At 49.6% G+C, this 20,480-nt stretch carries 16 protein-coding genes, 1 tRNA gene and 1 riboswitch; of the genes, 13 read left to right on the forward strand and 4 right to left on the reverse strand.

The annotated features are described in order from the left end of the window. Window positions 1-62: 62 nt before the first annotated feature. Together FHS16_RS11675 and FHS16_RS11680 are read left to right on the forward strand one after the other, a co-directional pair. Window positions 63-137: transfer RNA gene (locus tag FHS16_RS11675), tRNA-Gly, on the forward strand. A 70-nt stretch (window positions 138-207) separates the two neighbouring features. Continuing rightward, window positions 208-807: a P-loop nucleotide/nucleoside kinase family protein gene (locus FHS16_RS11680; protein WP_183562191.1), complete on the forward strand. Its 600-nt coding sequence runs from the start codon at window positions 208-210 to the stop codon at window positions 805-807. Between the two features lie 7 nt (window positions 808-814). Here the strand turns inward: FHS16_RS11680 and FHS16_RS11685 are convergent, their stop codons facing one another. Then, a complete protein-coding gene (locus tag FHS16_RS11685; protein WP_183562193.1) occupies window positions 815-2,200 on the reverse strand; it encodes a DUF5808 domain-containing protein in 1,386 nt (461 codons plus the stop codon). Between the two features lie 10 nt (window positions 2,201-2,210). Next, the gene (locus FHS16_RS11690) at window positions 2,211-2,606 is read right to left on the reverse strand and encodes a GntR family transcriptional regulator (protein ID WP_183562195.1); all 396 of its coding nucleotides are present in this window, start codon (window positions 2,604-2,606) and stop codon (window positions 2,211-2,213) included. Between the two features lie 189 nt (window positions 2,607-2,795). Between FHS16_RS11690 and FHS16_RS11695 the strand changes: the two genes are divergently transcribed. The 4 genes from FHS16_RS11695 (at window position 2,796) to FHS16_RS11710 (ending at window position 6,968) form a co-directional block, all read left to right on the forward strand. Beyond that, a complete protein-coding gene (locus FHS16_RS11695) occupies window positions 2,796-3,782 on the forward strand; it encodes a Gfo/Idh/MocA family protein (protein ID WP_183562197.1) in 987 nt (328 codons plus the stop codon). Window positions 3,783-3,884: 102 nt separating this feature from the next. Continuing rightward, entirely contained in the window at window positions 3,885-4,649 is a 765-nt protein-coding gene (locus FHS16_RS11700; protein WP_183562199.1) for an NUDIX hydrolase, read from the forward strand. 23 nt (window positions 4,650-4,672) lie between these two features. Next, window positions 4,673-5,482 (forward strand): phosphoribosyltransferase family protein, encoded by an 810-nt coding sequence (locus FHS16_RS11705; RefSeq protein ID WP_183562201.1) that lies wholly within the window; start codon window positions 4,673-4,675, stop codon window positions 5,480-5,482. Window position 5,483: 1 nt separating this feature from the next. Beyond that, window positions 5,484-6,968 (forward strand): nicotinate phosphoribosyltransferase, encoded by a 1,485-nt coding sequence (locus FHS16_RS11710; RefSeq protein ID WP_183562203.1) that lies wholly within the window; start codon window positions 5,484-5,486, stop codon window positions 6,966-6,968. 144 nt (window positions 6,969-7,112) lie between these two features. Here FHS16_RS11710 and FHS16_RS11715 read toward each other — a convergent pair whose 3' ends face one another. Then, window positions 7,113-7,469 carry a VOC family protein gene (locus FHS16_RS11715; protein WP_183562697.1) on the reverse strand — a complete coding sequence of 119 codons (357 nt, stop codon included), beginning with the start codon at window positions 7,467-7,469 and terminating at the stop codon, window positions 7,113-7,115. A gap of 414 nt (window positions 7,470-7,883) precedes the next feature. On the opposite strand from FHS16_RS11715, the gene FHS16_RS11720 reads away from it, so the two are divergent. The 7 genes from FHS16_RS11720 to FHS16_RS11750 all read left to right on the forward strand — a co-directional run bounded on the left by FHS16_RS11720 (window position 7,884) and on the right by FHS16_RS11750 (window position 19,542). Continuing rightward, window positions 7,884-9,302, forward strand: a complete 1,419-nt coding sequence (locus FHS16_RS11720) for an RtcB family protein (protein ID WP_183562205.1) — start codon at window positions 7,884-7,886, stop codon at window positions 9,300-9,302. Between the two features lie 457 nt (window positions 9,303-9,759). Then, window positions 9,760-10,542, forward strand: coding sequence for a nucleotidyltransferase domain-containing protein (locus FHS16_RS11725; RefSeq protein ID WP_183562207.1), 783 nt, complete (start codon window positions 9,760-9,762; stop codon window positions 10,540-10,542). A 45-nt stretch (window positions 10,543-10,587) separates the two neighbouring features. After that, on the forward strand, window positions 10,588-11,853 hold the full coding sequence (locus FHS16_RS11730; protein WP_183562209.1) for a class I SAM-dependent methyltransferase: 1,266 nt from the start codon (window positions 10,588-10,590) through the stop codon (window positions 11,851-11,853). 5 nt (window positions 11,854-11,858) lie between these two features. Continuing rightward, window positions 11,859-14,444: a metallophosphoesterase gene (locus FHS16_RS11735; RefSeq protein WP_183562211.1), complete on the forward strand. Its 2,586-nt coding sequence runs from the start codon at window positions 11,859-11,861 to the stop codon at window positions 14,442-14,444. Window positions 14,445-14,651: 207 nt separating this feature from the next. Next, window positions 14,652-14,737, forward strand: a riboswitch (cyclic di-GMP riboswitch). An 82-nt stretch (window positions 14,738-14,819) separates the two neighbouring features. Next, complete coding sequence (locus tag FHS16_RS11740) at window positions 14,820-17,723, forward strand: EAL domain-containing protein (RefSeq protein WP_183562213.1); 2,904 nt, start codon at window positions 14,820-14,822, stop codon at window positions 17,721-17,723. A 133-nt stretch (window positions 17,724-17,856) separates the two neighbouring features. Then, a complete protein-coding gene (speD, locus tag FHS16_RS11745; RefSeq protein ID WP_183562215.1) occupies window positions 17,857-18,666 on the forward strand; it encodes an adenosylmethionine decarboxylase in 810 nt (269 codons plus the stop codon). Window positions 18,667-18,672: 6 nt separating this feature from the next. Continuing rightward, window positions 18,673-19,542, forward strand: a complete 870-nt coding sequence (locus FHS16_RS11750; protein ID WP_183562217.1) for an SDR family oxidoreductase — start codon at window positions 18,673-18,675, stop codon at window positions 19,540-19,542. Window positions 19,543-19,549: 7 nt separating this feature from the next. Here FHS16_RS11750 and FHS16_RS11755 read toward each other — a convergent pair whose 3' ends face one another. Then, complete coding sequence (locus tag FHS16_RS11755; RefSeq protein WP_183562219.1) at window positions 19,550-20,434, reverse strand: SDR family oxidoreductase; 885 nt, start codon at window positions 20,432-20,434, stop codon at window positions 19,550-19,552. Window positions 20,435-20,480 lie beyond the last annotated feature (46 nt).

Raw genomic sequence — 20,480 nt, forward strand, 5'->3', positions numbered from 1 at the left:
AATGTTATTTTATTTCTTGTCGCCGAAATGCTAAACGCAGATTGACGTACATAAAATAACATGCGGAAGTGGCTCAGCGGTAGAGCATCGCCTTGCCAAGGCGAGGGTCGCGGGTTCGATTCCCGTCTTCCGCTCCATACGAAAACATCCGAAACACCTTGCGCTGCAAGGTGTTTTTTTGTTATGTATAAAGAGACAGGAGGCAGGATGATGCGTAAACTTGTATTTTTTGTTGGCGGAGCTGGTGCGGGCAAGACGACTTTGGCGAAAACATTGGCAAGGAAGCGAGAGGTTGCCGTGATTGACATGGATACGGTGCTGCGCCCTGCTGCGGTTGCCCTTATGACCCAAGCCGGTCTTGATCCAAGCGACCGGGATTCCGACAGCTACAAAGCGTTATGCCGAGATCTCGGGTATCGCCTGACGATGGATGCGGCGCTTGAGAACATCGCGAATGAAGTAGATATGTTCGTCGTCGGTCCGTTCACGAAAGAAACGGAGGCCTCGGATTGGATCGAGCAAGAGCTCTCGGCAATCGGGGCCTCCGTGTCGGATGTGGACGTGCGGGTCGTGTTCGTGCAGCTGCGCGATGACCGGCTTCACCATGAACGAATTAAGCAAAGGGGTTTGGAGCTGGATCAATACAAGCTGGACAACTGGACGGCATTCAGCCGCGCACTGGTCAAGCGGGAATTGAAATGGCCGATTGCGTCGTCTTCCGTGCTGTATTTCGACAATTCCGAGACCCTGACCGCGGAGAAGCTAACGGCGCTGGAGCAGTTTGTATTCGGCGAAGGCGCTTCTTAAGCGTAGACTATTGCGGCAATCGCGCCTGCAGCATGCGGAACAATGCTTCTGTCTTGGCAGCTTCCTTGTCGTTGAATATAACGGCAAGTCCATCCAGCTCGATGTGAATGTACGGCGGCGTATTTTTGAATACATAAAGCTTGGCTGCGCCAAGCTTCTCCAAGGAGAAATTTCCGCGCGCATATTCGGCTGTCGCCGTACCATTGGTTCGGAAGCCGCTCGGAAGCTCCTGCTCAAGCGTGATGCTTTTGACGTCGCTTAAATTGAAGCTGTAATCGTAAAGCGGGTAGTCAATGGCTACGACTCCGGTATCTGATACCGCTATGGCAGGCGAGGTCTGATCAGAATGTACGGCAAATGCAGCGAGCGGAATGATAATCACTAGTGCGAATAGGATACTCCCGTACTGGATCCATTTGCCGCCCCGCGTAGCCATGTTGACGGTCGTGCCCATGCCCATGCGTTTTGGAACCATCACGGATGGGTCTTCTGGATTATAGTACGTCGAGCCGTTTATCCAGTAGCCGTCATCATCGGTCAGAATCGACTCACCGTCCGTATCCGCTAGGTTTTCCTCTAATGCGCGCACTTTGTTGTGCACGAAAAAGATGCTGCCCAGCGGAATCAAGGAAACCATGACGATGCCAATCATCCACTGGGTGAAGGTAAGGGAGCTTCCACTAGAGAGTATCATATAAGCGACAAAGGCATTAATGCTCTCAAATACAGCCAGCAGGGGCCAAAGCATGGACCAGTAGCGCCGCGCCGCACGGTTGATAGCAGCATTAATATCGTGATTTTCGCTGTAAACCTTCGTTTTCATTTGGCCAAAGGCTGTAAAAATGACATACAGAACGACACTCATAGCGAGCGAGGCAATCCCGGTCATTCGGAGGAGACGGTCGTGGTTGGACAAGGAAATGAGAATAGGCATGAAGGAAAGAAGAGCTGGAATGATGAACCAATAAGGAGAGACGAGCTTCGATTTCTTGAGCTGCGTAATTGTGGCATCGATGCGGATCGTCCGCTTCTCGCCGACTAACCAATCATTCTCGCGCTTGATCCGGCTAGCTTTACGGTGAATGCTGTTGAAGGGCAGCTTTGATGTATACAGAAAAGCGGCGATCCAAACAAATAGATAAATAAGCGACAACGAGAAATAGCTGCCAAGCACAAAAAACGGCGCTAGCGTCAGAAGTGCAATAACGGCGTAAAGTGTGTAGTTTCTTTTGTATTCCGCTTGAAGCTGCTTGATACTGTTGTCCTTAAGTCCCTGCTTGGGAAGTGTGACACCGAACAGGAGCTGATTGCTAGGCACGGCTTGCTTCAGATACATGACAATGATGCTGATATAAACGATAACAACTGGGATAATGAGAAAAAGATTGCTCATAGTTGGTCTCCTATTCTAGCAGGGGATGATGTTTGCTGGCTGCTGCCGTGAAAATGGTCGAGCAAATCTGCATAAATTCCTCTTGCCCGACTCCCTTTAAGCTGGCCTCCGAGATGACGAGCTGCAATTCACGCTCAAGCTTCCGGTTGAAATCCTGTTGTTTGGTCCAGAGGGTGCTTACCTTGGCGCCATGACGGCGGTCAATCGATATGTAACCTTCGTTTTTTAGAATGGCGTATGCTTTGTTCACCGTCATGGCGTTGACTCCCAAATCATCGGCAAGCTGCCTGACGGATGGCAAGCGTTCTCCATATGCAAGTCCGCCTACGCCAATACCGATGATGATTTGGTTGCGGAGCTGTACGTAAATCGGTATGTCGCTGTTATAGTCGAGCTTCAGTATCATCGGATCACCCCTGTCTACAAAGTATTATTTGTATTATGAATGTTAATACAATTAAAGCCATTAGTCAAAAATGATTGGCGGGCTTTGGACAGGCGGTGCTTCGAATCGCTATAATAGGCAGAAGCGGATCCAGATCCGAAACCCACACAAAAAAGAAATAACCAATAAAACCGTCAAGGAGAGAACAGAATGATTAGATTCGGCATAATCGGCACGAACTGGATTACGGAGACATTTATTAATGCGGCACGCGAGGTAGAGGATTTCTCGCTTACAGCTGTTTTTTCGCGCTCGGCAGAAACAGCGGCTGCATTCGCGCAGAAGCATCAGATTGCAGCCGAATTCACGGATATCGTTGAAATGGCAACCAGTGGACTGATTGATGCCGTGTACATAGCAAGCCCTAACTCGTTCCATGCGGCTCACGCAATTACTTGCATGGAGCACGGTATTCATGTGCTCTGCGAGAAGCCGATCGCTTCGAACGCACACGAGCTGCGCCGGATGGTTGCCGCAGCTAAGGAAAACGGAGTATTGCTAATGGAGGCGCTTAAGTCTACCTTCCTTCCCGGATTTCAAGCGATTCAAGAAAATGTGAGCAAGCTGGGTGAGATCCGCCGCTACTTCGCCAGCTATTGCCAATATTCGTCTAGATATGATGCGTACAAATCGGGAACGGTGCTTAATGCGTTTAATCCCGTTTTCTCGAATGGAGCGCTCATGGATCTGGGGATTTATTGCTTGTATCCGCTTGTTGCGCTATTCGGGAAACCCGATGTCGTCAAAGCGACTGGGGTCATGCTTGAATCCGGCGTAGACGGGGAGGGCAGCATCGTGCTGCAATACGGAAGCATGGATGCGGTCATTATGTACTCGAAGATTACCCATTCATCCTTGCCGTCCGAGATCCAAGGAGAGAGCGGAAGCATCGTGATTGATAAGATCAGCGAGCCAGGCAATGTTCAAATCCAGTACCGGGACGGAACGAGCGAGGACATCTCGCGGGAATCAAATAGCAAATCCATGTACTATGAGGCGAAAGCGTTTATCGAGCTCATCCAATCCGGCCGTACGGAATCTGACGTGAATACGTTTGAGAATTCATTGATCACACTGGAAATCATGGATGAGGCACGGAAGCAAATCGGTCTTGTTTATCCAGCGGATTCCCTATGACAAATGGCCTATTTTAGGCAAAAGGATTGACAATGATTTTTAATAATGTCATTATGATAATATCAAATCGAAACAATACATCTGATCAGGAGAGCGACAACCATGGTCGAGAATGAATCCAATTATTCAGCCGCTAATTACAGAACGCCGGATGGCGCTCCGGCTGATATCGTCATCTTTACGATCGTCTCTACCGAGAAGCAGTCGGCTAAGAAAGCACTGCCAACCCGCGAGCTGCATGTCATGCTGATCCAGCGGAACATCTGGCCCTTCGAAGGACAATGGGCGCTGCCAGGCGGATTCACGCAGGAGAACGAGACCGTCTACGAATGCGCGAAGCGCGAGCTTCAGGAAGAAACATCGATCGAAGACGTGCACATCGAATATTTCAATGTGTACAGCACGCCTGGCCGCGATCCGCGGGGCTGGATTATCTCGCATGCATTCCTTGCGCTGGTCAATGAAAAGCTTCTGGCGCACAGGGCGGCGGCCGTTGATGCTTCGGATGTACGGCTGTTTACCGTAGAGGAAGCGCTGCGGATGGATCTTGCTTTTGACCATAAACAGATTCTATCCGACGCTCTGGAGGGCATACGGAAGAAAATGCTGACGACGACGATCGCGAGGGAGTTCCTGCCTGAGGAGTTTACGCTGAGCGAGCTGTATCAGGTTATACAGACGGTGGTTCAAGATTTCGAGGAGCCGAACTTCATTCGCAAGCTGACCTCGACCAAAAGCCGCAGCACAATTATCGAGGAAGCGGCGGACGAGAACGGATTGCCGAAACAATCGAAGCAATATTCGCAGCGTGCTGCGCAGTTGTACCGGTTCACGAAGGAAGAGCCCCAGTTGTCTATCTACAGCTGAACGCTAACGAGGAGAGTGAAGGCATGCTGAAGTTTAATGGAGTGGAGCTAGGTCTAAAGCAATTCCCGAACGGGGAGACATTGATTAACGGCGATGAAATTTTAATGCATATGGCGGAATTCAATACGATCGTGTGGAAGTACGAGGACGACGGCGATCTCATTAAGCTGATGTTTGTCAAAAGCTACCTCGATGACCGAAGAGTCAGATGTACGCTTACGATCTATTATATGCCTTACAGCCGGATGGATCGCATAGAGGGGACCTCTGCCTTCACGCTGAAATATACGGCTGCCTTCATCAATCAATTGAACTTTGAATCGGTTACGGTGATCGAGCCGCATTCGGATGTGACGCTTGCGCTTATTGACCGCAGCATCGGCAAATATCCGACGATTCAACTGCTGGAGCAGGTGGCGGCTGAGGTAGGCTTTGATGCCGGGCAGGACTATCTGTTCTTCCCGGATGCGGGGGCTCAGAAGCGGTACAGCAAGGTAGAGGGGTATAAGCAGCTGGTAGGCTTCAAGGCGAGAGATTTCCAGACGGGACAGATCACGAGTCTCGAGGTTGTAGGCAACGTGGAGCGGAAGGGTTTCACAGCCATTATTGTCGATGATCTTTGCTCGTATGGCGGTACCTTCATGCTTAGCGCAGAGAAGCTGAAAGCGATTGGAGCATCGCATATCTACTTGCTGGTCGCACACTGCGAGAATTCGATTTACAAAGGAAAAATACTAGAATCGGATCTCATCGATAAAGTATTCACGACCGATACGATACTCAGTCAAGCCGGGCATGAAAAAATTCGCATATACGAAATGGGAGGCCTATAAAATGACTAAAACTTTCGTTTATCCAGCAACGCTGCTATGTGACTTCTACAAGGTTAGCCACAAAAACCAGTATCCAAAGGGAACGGAGCTTGTCTATTCGACCTGGACCGCGCGCACAAGCCGGTTGGAAGGTATCAATGAGGTCGTCGCTTTCGGCTTCCAATCGTTCATTAAGCAATATTTGATTGCCTACTTCAATGAGAATTTCTTTGCCCGGGCCAAAGAAGACGTTGCCGCCGAATACAAACGGCTGATCCAATACGCACTTGGCGAAGCGAACCCGGATGCCTCGCATATCGAGGAGCTGCATGATCTTGGTTATTTGCCAATTCGAATCAAAGCGATCAAAGAAGGCACATTAGTGCCCGTAAGAGTTCCGATGCTGACGATCGAGAACACGAACCCTGCTTTCTTCTGGCTGACGAACTATCTGGAAACGCTGATGTCATGCCAATTGTGGATGCCGGCTACCAGTGCGACGCTTGCTTTCGAATACCGCAAAATATTGGAGGCTTATGCGCTTCAGACAAACGGGGACAGTACGGGCGTACCCTTCCAAGGACATGATTTCTCGATGCGGGGCATGGGGGCGCTCGAATCGGCGCTTGGCAGCAGCGCAGGGCATCTCTTATCGTTCACGGGCACCGATACGATTCCGGCTATTATTTATTTGGAAAACTATTATAATGCTAACATTGAGAACGAATTGGTAGGCACCTCGATTCCGGCGACGGAGCACAGCGTCATGTGCGCGCATGGACGTGACGAGATGGCGTCGTACCGCTATTTGATCAAAGAGGTGTATCCAAACGGCTTTGTCTCGATCGTATCGGACACTTGGGATTTATGGACGGTGCTGGACGTCGTTATCCGCGGCCTGAAGGATGATATTATGAGCAGGGACGGCAAGGTGGTCATCCGTCCGGACAGCGGAGACCCGGTTAACATCATTTGCGGCGATCCGAACGGGGAAAGCGAGTTCGAGCGCAAAGGCGTCATCGAGATTTTATGGGATATTTTTGGCGGAACCGTTACGGAGAAAGGCTACAAGCAGCTTGACAGCCACATCGGAGCTATCTATGGCGATGCGATTACGATCTCGCGCTGCAGAGAGATCTGCGAGAGGCTGGCTGCCAAAGGCTTCGCCTCGACGAATATGGTATTCGGCATCGGATCGTTCACGTACCAATACAACACCCGCGACACCTTCGGCTTTGCTTTGAAATCGACATTCACGATCGTTGAAGGCGAAGAACGCAAAATTTATAAGGACCCTAAAACCGATAACGGCGTGAAAAAATCGCAAACGGGACTAGTGCTGGTTACCGAGCAGGACGGGAAGCTTGCGTTCACCGATAACTTAAGCGTAGCGGAATATGAAGCGCGCAAAGCGGAGGATCAGCTCGAGGTTGTATTCGAGGACGGGAAGCTGGTTCAGGATTTGACGCTGGCCGAGGTACGCGCGAACTTATTGGCTCATTTATAAAATAGAGTTAGGCAATTGAAAGAAAAGGGCAATGAAAACAGCGACAGCCAAGGGCATGAAAGAAGCCGGGGGCTGTCGCTGTTTGCTTATTGCAGAAAGCTCAATTGCAGAAAGCTCAATTGCAGAAAGCTCAAAAGTGCGAAATTAACATTTGCAGACCATAAGCATGTTTCCGTCAGGGTCTTTAAAATTAAAATAGTGGCCATGCTCAATGTCGGATGCCAGCTCAACCCCTTTGTCCTTCATGAATTGAAATGCTGCTTGAATATCCTCGGTATTGAAATGGAACATCGGCGTTCTTGCAAAGGTGTCGTCCGTATAGATTTTACTGTCCAATACGAGGTTTTGCCCATCGTTATTCAGTGGTATGCAGCATAAATGCCCTGCAATAATTTCGAATACAGGCTCTAGTCCGAGTATGCCGCAATACCATTCTCTCGCCTTATGAATATCGCTGACTACAACAAAGATAGCACTCACCTTGTTTAGAATAGGGTTAATTGGATTCACGCTCCTTTTTAATTCAGGTATATTTTACCATAAATTAAGCTCCCTCGGTGAAGGAGAATATGTAGTCTCGATCGGAGGCCAATCCTATTTTCACAAAAAGGATTGACACATGCCGGGTATTGGGAATATTATGATGTAAATCAAATGAAAGGAGGCCGATGACAATGTTCCCATTCCAACTAGAACCATACAATTTAGAATTAAGCAGTCTAGAACAAAGCATTTCAGAACAAAACACAGCTTCATATCGCAAGTCCATTGCATCGGCCTCTGCGGGGCCTATGCCTGTTTTCAAATCTGCTGCATGCTGCGGCATTTAGGAAGCGAAGGCGCAAGTAAAGCCATGGACATTACAGGTCCATGGCTTTTTTGTGTTCATTTGATTATTGAGGAGATTAATCGTTTATGAAAGAAACCTATTACCAAAACGTACAGCTGCCATCGGGGCAGGTACACGTATATGCAGGACCCGAGCTATTCGCGTCCTTAGACTATAAAGTATTTGAAATGGCGAACAACAATTTGCAAATTCCGAATCAGGTGTATATGAGCTACACGCCGGACGTTCATGTCGGCATTGGAACCTGCATTGGCACGACAGCGGTATGGAATGCGAGCGACGGCTTCGTATCCCCTTCCATCGTCGGCAGCGATATTGGGTGCGGGATGCGGGTGCAGCTCACGAGCCTGCACAAGGATGATCTGAAGGAGGTTAAGCTGCGTCGGAAGCTGGTTCGGGCGATCGAGAAGCATTTGCCTGTCGAGGAGCATGCCAGAGGCCACTTCTCGGATATAAGGCTGGAGCATGTCGTCAAAAAGGGGCTGCACGGCTTGCCGAAGAAATATATCCCGGATGCGTACACGCCGCGCAAAGCGACGTCGCTGACCCATGTGGAGAGCAGCAGATTCGATTTCGACGAGGATGTGCTGGATATATTCCCGGAGATGGTCTGGCACCGCGCGCATCGACAGCTGGGTACGCTCGGCGGCGGCAATCATTTCGTCGAAATCCAAGCGATCGAGATCGCGGAGGAGAATCGGGAGATCGCCGAGGCTTGGGGATTGTACGACGGCCAAGTCGTCATTATGATTCATTCCGGCTCCCGCGCCTGGGGGGGCGCGGTCAGCCAATACTGCGGTACCGATATTGCCAAAATGATGCGGCAAGAGGGGATCGGCACCGCTGATCCCAAGCTGCTCTATGCGCCGCTCTCCCATCCGCTCGGGCAAACGTACGTGAATCTCATGTACTCCGCATTGAATTATGCGGTAGTGAACCGTCACTTGATTGCTTATGCGGTTCGCGAGGCAGGCAAGGATATATTCGGACCGAAGTTCGAGCTGCGCACGCTGTATGATCTTATGCATAATTATGCTTGGGAAGAGCAGATGGATGAACGATCGTATTTCGTACACCGCAAAGGGGCGACTAGAGCGCTGCCCGCCGGCCATCCGGACAATCCGGAGGCGTACCGGGCAACCGGGCATCCCGCGCTTATACCAGGCTCGATGGGAACATCCTCCTACATTATGGTCGGCAGCCCGGAGGGGAAAGCGAATCATTACTCGATCTGCCACGGAGCGGGACGCATTCGTTCTCGAAACGCCACGAAGCAGCTAGTATCGGTAGAAGAGGTAGCGGCTGCGATGCGGGTAGGGACGGAGGATGAAATCGTGGTGAATCAGCGCTCGATGGAGTCGCTTGTGGATGAATCGCCGCAGGCGTATAAGGATGTTGATCAAATTATTGAGAGCGTGGTAGGCGCCGGACTTGCGCGGGTCGTTGCGAAGTGCAGACCGCTCGCAGCCGTAAAAGGAAAGTAAAATAAAGGAAAATAGGGGGTGCGGGGAGAATGCTAAATCAACATCTAAGTGAGCGGTTATTCAACGAGAGTCAGGAATTAAGCAATAACATTGCAGCACAAGAACATAGCCCTACCCGCCGAACCCGCGATCTTAAATGATGGGAGGGCATGCGCATGCAGCGCGAAGAGCTGCGGCGCTGCCTATCCTTGCCTTAAGACCATGGACGAATGCGTCCATGGTCTTTTTTTGGAATCGAGGAAGGTATAGCCTTAGGCTTAGACTATAAGTTTTCTATATTTCCCGGAATGAAGCGTGCCGCTCCGCCAAAGAAGGCGATAGCCGTTTCACCGTGACGTATAGGAAAGGATATGAGATTGAACATCCTTTCTCTATACGTTTCGCCGAAACAATGGCGTCTATTGAAGGACGCCGTCAGGCGCTTCATCATCTTAGCATAATGAAAGGAGCAATACTTATGACGAGCATACATAGCGAGATCCTGCTGGAGCTGGGCAGCATAGAGCAGAAGGAGCAGGTCCGAATCTTATATGCCTGCGAATCTGGCAGCAGAGCATGGGGCTTTCCATCCAAGGACAGCGATTATGATGTCCGGTTTATTTATGTAAGACCGATCGAATGGTATTTATCGATTTTTGATAAAAGAGACGTAATTGAGCGGCCGATCAACGACATGCTGGATATCAGTGGCTGGGACCTCAGAAAGGCGCTGAACTTGTTCCGCAAATCGAACCCTCCACTCATGGAATGGCTGCAATCACCGATTCCTTATTACACGAAATATACGGTTGCGGAGCAGCTGCGAGGCATCTCGCCGCTGACGTTTTCGCCAAAGTCATGTTTATATCATTACCTTAATATGGCGAAGGGCAACTATAGAGAGTACCTGCAGGGCGAGCAAGTTAAGATCAAGAAATATTTTTATGTGCTGCGGCCCATTCTAGCCTGCGGCTGGATCGAAACCTATCAATCGATGCCGCCTATCGCGTTCGACGAATTGGCCCAGGCGCTTATTCCGAGAGGAAGCGAGCTGTGGTTCACGGTCGAGCAGCTATTGCGTCGCAAAAAGGCTGGCGAGGAGCTTGATTATGAGCCGCGCCTGCATCCGATCAATGCTTATTTGGAGGAACGCATCGGCTATTACGAACAATTCGCGCCGCAGCTGAAGCAAGGCGAAGGAGCGCGAGACGAGCAGCTCGATCATTTGTTCCGCAGCGCATTAGACGAGGTATGGCGTTAATGATTAAGGCCGTTATTTTATTTTATAGGCAAGGGGAAGGTCAAAATGGCAATCGTGCAATTGAAATCAACGAATCCGAACTTTTCGTTCGTCATTCGAAAGAATCCGCATTCCGGCATGCTGCTTCGCGCCGTTCGCAAAGGAATGGCATACGGCTGGTATACGGACGAAGCAACCTTCAACGTATATTTCAAGGACGCTGACAATGACGTATCTTACAAGCAGCATAAAGAGGATCAATTCGAATACCTCAATGTGTCCAGATATAATACGCCGCTATTCGTACTTGGAGCGATCAATGAGTTTTTTGCGTCGCCGCTTAAGGCACAGCATACGAGCGATACAGAGCAGTATGAGCATATGTTCCATATCAATATGATTCATATTCAGATGCTTCGCTATATTGATTTTTTTGAGCGGCATTTGCCGGACTATTCGTTTGAAGCGGTGCACCTGGCAAGCAAAAGCTACTCGCTAACGGTTAAGACCAGCAGGCCGCTCTATGAGCTGATGCATGTCGTCAGCGTCCTTTGCTTGTTCCTATCGATGTTCAGCGAGGAGTTTATCGATATTTCCGATGATATTCTCGTCAAATATGTGAAAAGCATTCAAATTATCGATGCGCCTTTTTATATTCGCAGCTTGTTTGCCCGTCATTTCTTGGCATCGCGGGATCGGTTCAAGAAGTACAAAGCCGAGCTTGAAAAAACGGACCGCTATGCGATACAGCTAGCTTTCGGCGGGACAGCGCAGCAGCGGAGAAGCTATATCGGAAGCGTGCTCCCGTTCAATAAGTCGATTCTCGACGTCGGCTGCGGCGAAGGCTTCTATGCCATTCCGTTTGCGGCGAAGACGGAGGCCAGCTATTACGCCATCGACATTGAAGAGCCGCTGCTCGAGATCGTTCAGCGCAAAGCAAAGGCAAAGGAGCTGGACAACATTGTCACGTTCCCGTCTTTCGACCGCTTTCTTGAGGCGTATAACGGCGAGCAGGTGGACGTGGTTCTAACCGAGGTCATTGAGCATATGAGCTTGGATGAAGCCGGAGCGCTCATTCGCCAAATTTGCGAGGGCGTTGACTTTGACCGTTTCGTACTGACGACTCCGAATGCTGAATTCAACGCTTATTACGAGCTAAGCGACTTCCGGCATGATGACCATAAATGGGAGCTTGGCCGTCCAGCGTTCCAAGCGTGGCTGATCGATGCGGTTAAAGGACAGAATGTGGATTGCCAATTTATCGCAATCGGGGATGGTGTGAACGGCGTGCAAACGACGCAGGGTGCGATACTGGAAAGAAGGAGGGACTAGCTGAGATGGAAATAAGAACGAGAATTCATACGATATTTATGATGATTGGCTCAACGGAATGCGGTAAAACGACGTTCGCGAAAGAAGTACTGATACCGCAATTGCGGTTCCGCGATGAGCATAAAGGCGTGAACGCCAATGTGCAATATATTTCCTCGGACAGCTTGCGTCAGGAGCTGCTGGGCGCGGATTACGATAAATACGATCAAGTGATGCTTGAGGCGAGCGACCAAGCCTTTAAGCTGCTGTTCGAGAAGCTGCGCCTCGTGACGAGCTTTCCGATCAACGCGGAATTTGTTGTGGTCGATACGACGGGATTGGCGGAGGATTTCCGTGCCAGAGTAAGGGAAGTTGCAAAGGATAACAACTACAATCTGGAGGTTATTCTATTCGACTACCGGAAGCGGGATGATTATTATGCCTCGGACCGCTCGAAGAAGCTGATAACGAGCCATATCAACCGTCTGCGCAAGGAGGTGCTCGGTTCGCTGTCACGGGAGAAGTACGCCAAAATTCATAAGGTTCGCGCCAAGGACTTCTTTCTTCCAGGCGAAGGCACTGCGAATGCGGAGTATAAGGTTGTAGTCGAGGATACAGATGACTATTTGTCCACGATTCTCCCGCTTGATCAAAAAACGATTATCGTAGGCGATGTCCACGAATGCGTGGATGAGCTGAAGGCGCTGCTTATAAGCTACGGATTTCAATATGACGGGGACCATTTAATTGAAACGGGCAGAGCAGGCGGAACGAAAATACTGCTGGTCGGCGACTGGATTGACAAAGGGAACCAAACGAAGGAAATCATTGATTTCCTATATGTGAACAAAGAACGGTTTCTGTTCGTACTGGGCAACCATGAGAATTTTGTATATAAGTATATGCGTGGCGAAATAAAGGGAGTCGAGGAGGAGCTGCTGCATGCGTACTTCGACTCTACCGAGGTGCTGAAGGCTGATGAACAGCTGCTCGCTCGCTTTAATGAGCTTGCAGCGCTGTCGCAGCCCTTTTATCGAATGATTGGCATAAACGGCCCGTCCTACTATGTTACGCATGCGCCATGCGAGAACAAATACATTGGGAAGCTGGATACGAACTCCGTCAGGCATCAGCGGAATTTCCGAATCGACCGTTCTGCGCCGCTTGAGGAGCAGCTTCATTTCCTGAAGCGTGACGCGGCGGCTAACCAGCCTTATCATGTATTTGGACATATCGCAGCCAAAAATACGTTCCGGTTAAAAAACAAAATCCACATCGATTCCGGAGCGGTGCACGGGAACCTGCTTACATCGGTTACGTTTGCTGGTAAGCCTTATTTCAAATCGCAGAAATCGGTCCATTCCAGTATGACGGAAGAGCTGCCGACGCTCTTTAAGGAAGACCGCAAAGTTTCTCTGCACGAGCTCGGCGAGGAGGAGGTTCGCAGGCTGACCTATTGCTCCGGCAACAAAATCAACTTTATATCCGGAACCATGGCGCCGGCCGACAAGGATGAAGCCGCGCAGGAGCTCGAGTCGCTGCGCAAGGGCTTGGATTATTTCAAGGAGCGGGGTGCCAAAGAAGTTGTTCTGCAGCCGAAATATATGGGATCACGCTGCAATATTTATCTGCATGAGGATATAGAGCAATGCTTTGCAGTGAGCCGAAATGGCTACAAAATAAGCAAGCTGGACTTGGCGGCGGTATATGGCAAGCTGCTTGAGCGATTCCGAAAGTATATGATGGAGAACGAGATCACGCTGCTGCTGCTGGACGGTGAACTGCTGCCTTGGCAAGCGCTCGGCGAAGGGCTCATCATGAAGCAATTCAAACCGATTGAGAAAGCGCTTGAGACCGAGCTTTCCTTCTTAAAGGAGAATGGGTTTGAGGAAGCGTTCACAAAGCTGGCTTCCGACTACAAAGAAAGCGGCTTCGAGAAGGATCAGCACCATCTCTCCAAAGCGGCGCTGAATGAGAAGTACGGGCTGCACGTCTATCAGAATTACAAGCATGTTCATGAGATTATGGAGAAGCATGTTCCGCTTGACGAGCATCTTAGCGCCCATGAGACTTACAAGATACAGCTGGAGCTGTATGCGGAGATAGGCGAGCTTGAATACAAACCGTTTGCATTGCTCAAAATCGTCCATGCAGACGGCAGCGAGTCGCTGCCGGACTGGCCTGTCTCAGAGATGTACCGTTTTCTTTCGGATGATCCATACATTTCGATTACGCTGGATGATCCAGGCAGCTACGAGCGGGCCGACCAATATTTCCGCACGCTGACGGTTGAGAATCATATGGAAGGCGTCGTCATTAAGCCGGAGCTCCCAATCCCTTATACGGTCCCTTATATGAAGGTACGCAATAAGGACTATATGTCGATCATCTATGGCTACGATTATCGCTTCCCTCATAAATACAGCAAGCTGATTAAACAGAAAAACATTGCGATGAAGCTTCGCACTTCTTTGAATGAATACCGGCTCGGGCAGCGCATGCTGGCTGTTTCCTTCTCAGACATCGCACCAGACAATGAGCCGTACCGGGCTGCAGTCGCCAATCTCTTGTTCGAGGTAGCGAAAGAAAAGGAAATCGATCCGCGTCTATAAAGCGAGAACCTCCCTATCAAGGGAGGTTTTTTTAAAATATAGGAAAGTAATCCTTAAGCTGTACATTCTCTATATTTCTCGGAATGAAACGCGCCGTGCCTCCAAAGGACGGCTATAGCCGTTTCAACTTATGGAATCATAAATATTTATGCCTATTTGATATGGTATATATCAGAATTGTATGAAATAATCATATAAGTAGAAAGTCCTAGATAATAGCAAAGTTGCTGAAAGGCAATGACGCAAAGCCAACAGACCTAAAGGAAATGTCCAAAGGTGGCTGGGTTGCCAAAGGGAATAGCGATTATATGAATAAATCCTCTTCCTGCACATCAGGTTACCGCAAACGTTATACATAGGAAGGGATATTTAGCTATGGAATTTACTATCAAACGATTTAATAGCAGCAGCAGCTTTGATGCCGTTCAAAAAGCAGCGAATCTAGGATACTGGGAGTACGACCATGCCAGCAAACTGGCATCATGGTCGAGCTATATGTTTGACATATACGGGTTGGATAGCGAAATTTCAATGACGCAGGAAGACCTTTTTAAGCGGGTGTATCCGGAGGACCGTGAGCGCGCTGAACGAACCCTTTATGAAGCGTTTGATGCAAAGACAGAGAGCGTTCAAGAGTACCGCATCATTCGCCCAAGCGGCGAGGTGCGATATATTATTGAGACGCTTTCATTTATATGGGATAAAGACCATGACCTTAAATTAACAGTAGGAACCATTCAGGATGTAACTGATAATAAGAAGTTGCAGCATGAGCTGAACGTGGAGAAGCAGTATTATAAGTCTATATTCGATAACAATCCGGATGCGATATTTTCATTTGATTTAAAGGGACAGTTCCTGTCCTGCAACGGAGCCCTGGAGCTCATGTTCAACTGCTCGAGAGCAGAGGTTCTGCAGGGGGGATTCCATCGTTTCGTGGAAGAGAGCAGTCTGGAGAAGACGATCTGGCATTTCGAGGAAACGATGAGAACGCTTACTCCCCAAAACTACGATACAACCGGTATAACCGAAAAAGGTGAATTAATCGAGGTAAATGTGACGAATATCCCGATAATCGTCGACGGAGAGCTGATCGGCATTTATGGGATAGCTAAGGATATTACGCAAAAAAAAGTAATTGAAAGATCGTTGTCAGACGCAGAGCTTAAGTATCAGAGTATACTGGAGCAGTCCATTGTAGGCATCTTCGTTGCGCATGAGGATAGCTTTGCATATGCGAACGAACAGCTGAACCAGATGCTGGGATACGACACTTTAGTCGGCCTTGAAGTGGAAAAGGTGATCCATCCGGATGAGCGTGAATCTGTGATCAGCAGAGTCATGCAGCTTGCTGAAGGACAATCCATTGCAAACTTTCGGCACCGGGCGCTAAAGAAGGACGGAGCCGTTATAGACTGCGAGGTGCATTATAACCGCGTGTCCCACTCGGAGGAGAAAGCGGTCGTCGGCATCGTCCTGGACGTCACGGATCGGAACAAGGCGGAAGAGCTGAACCATTTCTTAGCTTATCATGACTATTTGACAGAGCTGCCGAATCGCCGGAAATTCGAGGAGCAGCTGGACAAGCAGCTCCGGGTAAGCGAATATTTCAAGCAAAAGCTGGCGATCATGCTCATCGATCTGGATCGCTTTAAATATGTGAACGATACGCTGGGGCATTCGATTGGCGATTCATTGCTTAAGCAAATCGCAATGAGGCTAAGCCGAATAAGCGGAGGAGAGCATGAAGCTTTCCGGCTCGGCGGTGATGAGTTCGCGTTAATTATTTCAAATGTAAAGCAGCAGGTTGATTTATCGAATAAAGCTGACCAAGTAATTCAACTCATCAAGGAGCCTTTTTTCGTTGAGAACTATGAGCTCAACGTTACCGCAAGCATTGGCATCAGCCAATCGCCATTTGACGGCTCCTCCGTGGAAGACTTAATGAAAAACGCGGACGCTGCGCTTTATTTTGCCAAATCCCGCGGGAGGGATCAGTCGCAGTTTTACTCCTCCTCTTTGAATGTCCAATCCTTCAAGCTATTCTCGCTTAGCAATGATTTGCGCAAAGCGCTGGACAAGGGGGAGCTGTTCCTGGATTACATGCCCCGCGTTCATGCGCAATCGATGCAGATCGTCGGGGTTGAGGCGTTGCTGCGATGGAACCACCCGGATTGGGGCTTAGTGTCGCCGGCTGAATTTATTCCCATTGCCGAGGAGACAGGGTTAATCGTACCGATTGGGGAGTGGGTGCTGCGCGAGGCGTGCATGCAGAATAAACGTTGGCAGCGGATGGGCCTTCCGCCGATAACGGTGTCAGTTAACTTCTCCGTGCAACAGCTGCTGAGGCACAATATCTTGCAAACAATCGACCAGATTGTCAAGGAATCCGGCCTGTCGCCGGATAGGCTGGAGATTGAAATTACGGAGAGCTCATTTATTAGCAATGAGAAGGTCGTGACGGATCTGCTGCTTGAGCTGAGGAAAAGAAACATAAAGGTGTCGCTTGACGATTTCGGAACAGGCTACTCGTCTCTTTATTTGTTGAAGCGCTTGGCGCTCCATACGATCAAAATCGACAGGTCGTTCGTTGAAGAAATGCTGACCGGATCACATAATAAAAGCATTATCGAATGCATCATTCGGCTCGCAGGGGAGCTGAACATGCAGGTGGTAGCGGAAGGCGTAGAAAACAAAGCGCAGTTCGAGTGCTTGCGGCAGATGCGCTGCGATGAGATTCAAGGCTTTTACTTTAGTCGCCCCGTAGAGCCGGATAGCATCGTGCAGCTGTTAAAAAACAGGACGCTGCTGCAGCCAGCCGCGGTACAGGAAAAAAAACAGCCGGAGGTTAATCGCAGAAAGTATTTCCGGATTGAACTAAACCACTGCCTATTGGCAGAAATGACGATTACGATGTTCAAGGGAAGAAACGTGAGGCTTGGAAGCACGGAGGTGCTTGTCAGCAATATCGGACCGGGCGGCCTCAAGTTTATGGTAGGGGTCAAGCTTCCCGTCAATAGCGACATACTCTTGATGTTCAAGAGCCAGATTGGCAATCAGGACTACGTATTGTACGGTTATATTGTGTGGTACAACGAGCCGGAGAGCGACATTTATGAATATGGCGTACAGTTCCAGATGAAAGAAAAGGAGTCGAGCGAGCTCGTTCAAGCCCTTCATCATTTGGCGATCAAGCAGCGCGACGGCATCATGCCCCAGACGCAAATCTATGTCGGCGATCCGATTGCACGAATCAAGGAATTAAAAAAACTGCAGTAAGAACAGTAGAAAAGCATTTCGCGCCAGGCATTAGCCGGCTGTGAAATGCTTTTTTTATTGCAAAAAACCGTTTGGCCGCATCGGTCTTTGGGTAAAAGGAAATAGTAGTTATTGAAAAGGGGGGAATGTTCGCTTGAAACTAACGCCGGAGCAGCGAATACAACTGCATGGCTTCAATAACTTAACGAAGTCACTCAGCTTTAATATGTATGATGTCTGTTATACAAGAACGAAGGAAGAACGCAAGGCTTATATCGCCTATATTGACGAACAATACAACTCGGATCGCCTGACCAAAATATTGAATACGGTGTCCGATATTATTGGAGCGCATGTCCTTAACATTGCCAAGCAAGACTATGAGCCGCAGGGCGCGAGCGTGACCTTGCTGGTCTCCGAGGGGCCTGTCATCGGCGGGCCGAATGAGTCGTTCGAGGAATCGCCTGGGCCGCTGCCTGATTCAGTTGTCATGCATTTGGATAAAAGCCATATAACGGTCCATACGTACCCGGAGTATCATCCAAACGAAGGTATAAGCACCTTCCGGGCTGATATTGATGTATCGACCTGCGGAGAGATTTCACCGCTTAAAGCGCTGAACTATTTGATCCATTCCTTCGACACGGACATTATGACGCTTGACTACCGGGTGCGCGGCTTCACGCGCGACATTAATGGGCATAAGCTGTTTATAGACCATGATATCAATTCGATTCAGAACTACATACCGAAGGAAGAATGCCTTTTGTATGACATGATTGACGTTAATATTTATCAAGAAAATGTTTTTCATACGAAATGCAAGCTGAAGCAGTTCGATCTGAACAATTATTTGTTCGGTTATACGAAGGACTCCTTGACCAAGAAGGAGCAAGAGGAAATTACGCAAAGACTGAAAACCGAAATGGACGAAATCTTTTACGGAAAAAATATAAGGAGCTGATCAGTTATGCCTAATCCTGCATCGAAGAGCCAAGTGAATCCGCCCCAGCACCAAAACCGCCAACCCGGTATCGAATCCGAAATGAATCCGCTTCCCGTGTATGAATCCGAATCCTATAAAGCGGCAGGCAAGCTTAAAGGGAAAACGGCAATCATTACAGGAGGAGACAGCGGTATCGGCCGTGCTGTAGCGGTCGCGTACGCGAAAGAGGGAGCCGACGTTGCCATCGTGTATTTGAATGAGCATGGTGATGCCGAGAAAACGAAGGAAGTCGTCGAGAAGGCTGGCGTGAAATGCCTGCTGATCGCCGGCGACGTTGGAGATGAAGCGTTCTGCAAGAGCGTGATTGAGCAGACCATCAGCGAGTTCGGCAAGCTGGATATTCTCGTCAACAATGCAGCGGAGCAGCATGTGCAGCAGAAGCTGGAGGACATTACCTCCGAGCAGCTGGTGGCCACCTTCCGTACGAACGTATTCAGCATGTTCTACTTAACAATCGTGGCGCTTCCGCATCTGAAGGCTTCGAGCTCGATCATCAACACGGCCTCGATCACCGCGTATCGCGGCAATCCAACGCTGATCGACTATTCGGCAACGAAGGGAGCCATCGTTTCCTTTACGCGTGCGCTGTCCGTCAACGTAGCCGGGCAAGGCATCCGGGTTAACGGAGTCGCTCCCGGCCCGATCTGGACGCCGCTTATTCCCGCGACGTTCGATGATCAGGCCGTGGCGGAATTCGGCTCCGATACGCCGATGAAAAGGCCGGGACAGCCGCATGAGCTAGCGGCTGCCTATGTCTACTTGGCTTGTGATGATTCAAGCTATATGACCGGACAATTCCTGCATATTAATGGCGGAGAGGTCGTTAACGGTTAGCGCAAGTTTACAGGAAGCCATGCTGCTTTGCATAATTTCCCCAGTGCGGCTGTCTGCCGTCGACATCGATGATGCCGAATTCGTCGGACAGCTGCCAGCTTGAGAAAACTTGTCCGGACCTCTCTATGAGGTCTTTTTGCGCTGCAAGCGCGGCGACGCCGCGTCCGACGAAAAAAGGCGTTTCGGATTGGCTGAAGTGCTCGGCGTCCGGCTTGCCGCCGGTCACGGCATCCATCCAATTGGCTTCTTCAACCTCAAAGTGCTCCAGCATCTCTTCAGAACGGAGGAAGCCTGGCGTTACAGCTACCGCAGCGACACCATGAGGCTTCAGGTCGGCCGCCATCGCTGTCGCCAAATGGATAGGCGAAATTTTGGCCAAGCTGTAGAATAAGCTGCCGCGGTAACGGTAGTCAATTCCATCCGTTATTTCTATGATTAAGCCGCTCTTTCTTTTCACCAGCAGAGGTGCTCCGTAATGGCTCGTAATGAGATGGGTCTTCACTGCACGCTCCTGCATGAGCAGACCTTTACTCAGCGAATGTTCCCAGAACGGCGTATTCCATTCTGTTAATTTCTCGCCGCCCCAAATATTGTTGATTAGAATGTCGAGCCGTCCATTCTGCTCTTGATCTATCCGCTCGAATAGAGCCTTTACTTCCGCTTCAACAGAATGATCGACTTGAACGTGTATGCCAATCCCGCCCTTTGCCGTTACAAGCTCGGCGGTTTCCTCGATCGTCTCTGCCCGGTTCAAGTCCGATGCCTGTCCTCGAATGCTCCTGCCTGTGCAATACACGGTGGCTCCCGCTTCGCCCAGACCTGCTGCAATGCCCCGGCCTGCTCCGCGCGTCGCACCGGCAACAATCGCTACTTTCCCTTGCAATGGTTTCATGTTAATCGCTCCTATCCCTTTTCATTTGTTTACTCTTCGCTAGTTT

The organism is Paenibacillus endophyticus, from assembly GCF_014192395.1.
In the GTDB taxonomy this organism is placed as follows: domain Bacteria; phylum Bacillota; class Bacilli; order Paenibacillales; family Paenibacillaceae; genus Pristimantibacillus; species Pristimantibacillus endophyticus.

Bases quoted from the DNA above. Each gene is read 5' to 3' on its own strand.
- FHS16_RS11680 (WP_183562191.1), top strand. From the start codon at position 208: ATGATGCGTAAACTTGTATTTTTTGTTGGCGGAGCTGGTGCGGGCAAG.
- FHS16_RS11710 (WP_183562203.1), top strand. From the start codon at position 5,484: ATGACTAAAACTTTCGTTTATCCAGCAACGCTGCTATGTGACTTCTAC.
- FHS16_RS11740 (WP_183562213.1), top strand. From the start codon at position 14,820: ATGGAATTTACTATCAAACGATTTAATAGCAGCAGCAGCTTTGATGCC.
- FHS16_RS11690 (WP_183562195.1), bottom strand. From the start codon at position 2,606: ATGATACTGAAGCTCGACTATAACAGCGACATACCGATTTACGTACAG.
- FHS16_RS11705 (WP_183562201.1), top strand. From the start codon at position 4,673: ATGCTGAAGTTTAATGGAGTGGAGCTAGGTCTAAAGCAATTCCCGAAC.
- FHS16_RS11730 (WP_183562209.1), top strand. From the start codon at position 10,588: ATGGCAATCGTGCAATTGAAATCAACGAATCCGAACTTTTCGTTCGTC.
- FHS16_RS11735 (WP_183562211.1), top strand. From the start codon at position 11,859: ATGGAAATAAGAACGAGAATTCATACGATATTTATGATGATTGGCTCA.
- FHS16_RS11725 (WP_183562207.1), top strand. From the start codon at position 9,760: ATGACGAGCATACATAGCGAGATCCTGCTGGAGCTGGGCAGCATAGAG.
- FHS16_RS11695 (WP_183562197.1), top strand. From the start codon at position 2,796: ATGATTAGATTCGGCATAATCGGCACGAACTGGATTACGGAGACATTT.
- FHS16_RS11685 (WP_183562193.1), bottom strand. From the start codon at position 2,200: ATGAGCAATCTTTTTCTCATTATCCCAGTTGTTATCGTTTATATCAGC.
- FHS16_RS11750 (WP_183562217.1), top strand. From the start codon at position 18,673: ATGCCTAATCCTGCATCGAAGAGCCAAGTGAATCCGCCCCAGCACCAA.
- FHS16_RS11700 (WP_183562199.1), top strand. From the start codon at position 3,885: ATGGTCGAGAATGAATCCAATTATTCAGCCGCTAATTACAGAACGCCG.
- FHS16_RS11720 (WP_183562205.1), top strand. From the start codon at position 7,884: ATGAAAGAAACCTATTACCAAAACGTACAGCTGCCATCGGGGCAGGTA.
- FHS16_RS11755 (WP_183562219.1), bottom strand. From the start codon at position 20,434: ATGAAACCATTGCAAGGGAAAGTAGCGATTGTTGCCGGTGCGACGCGC.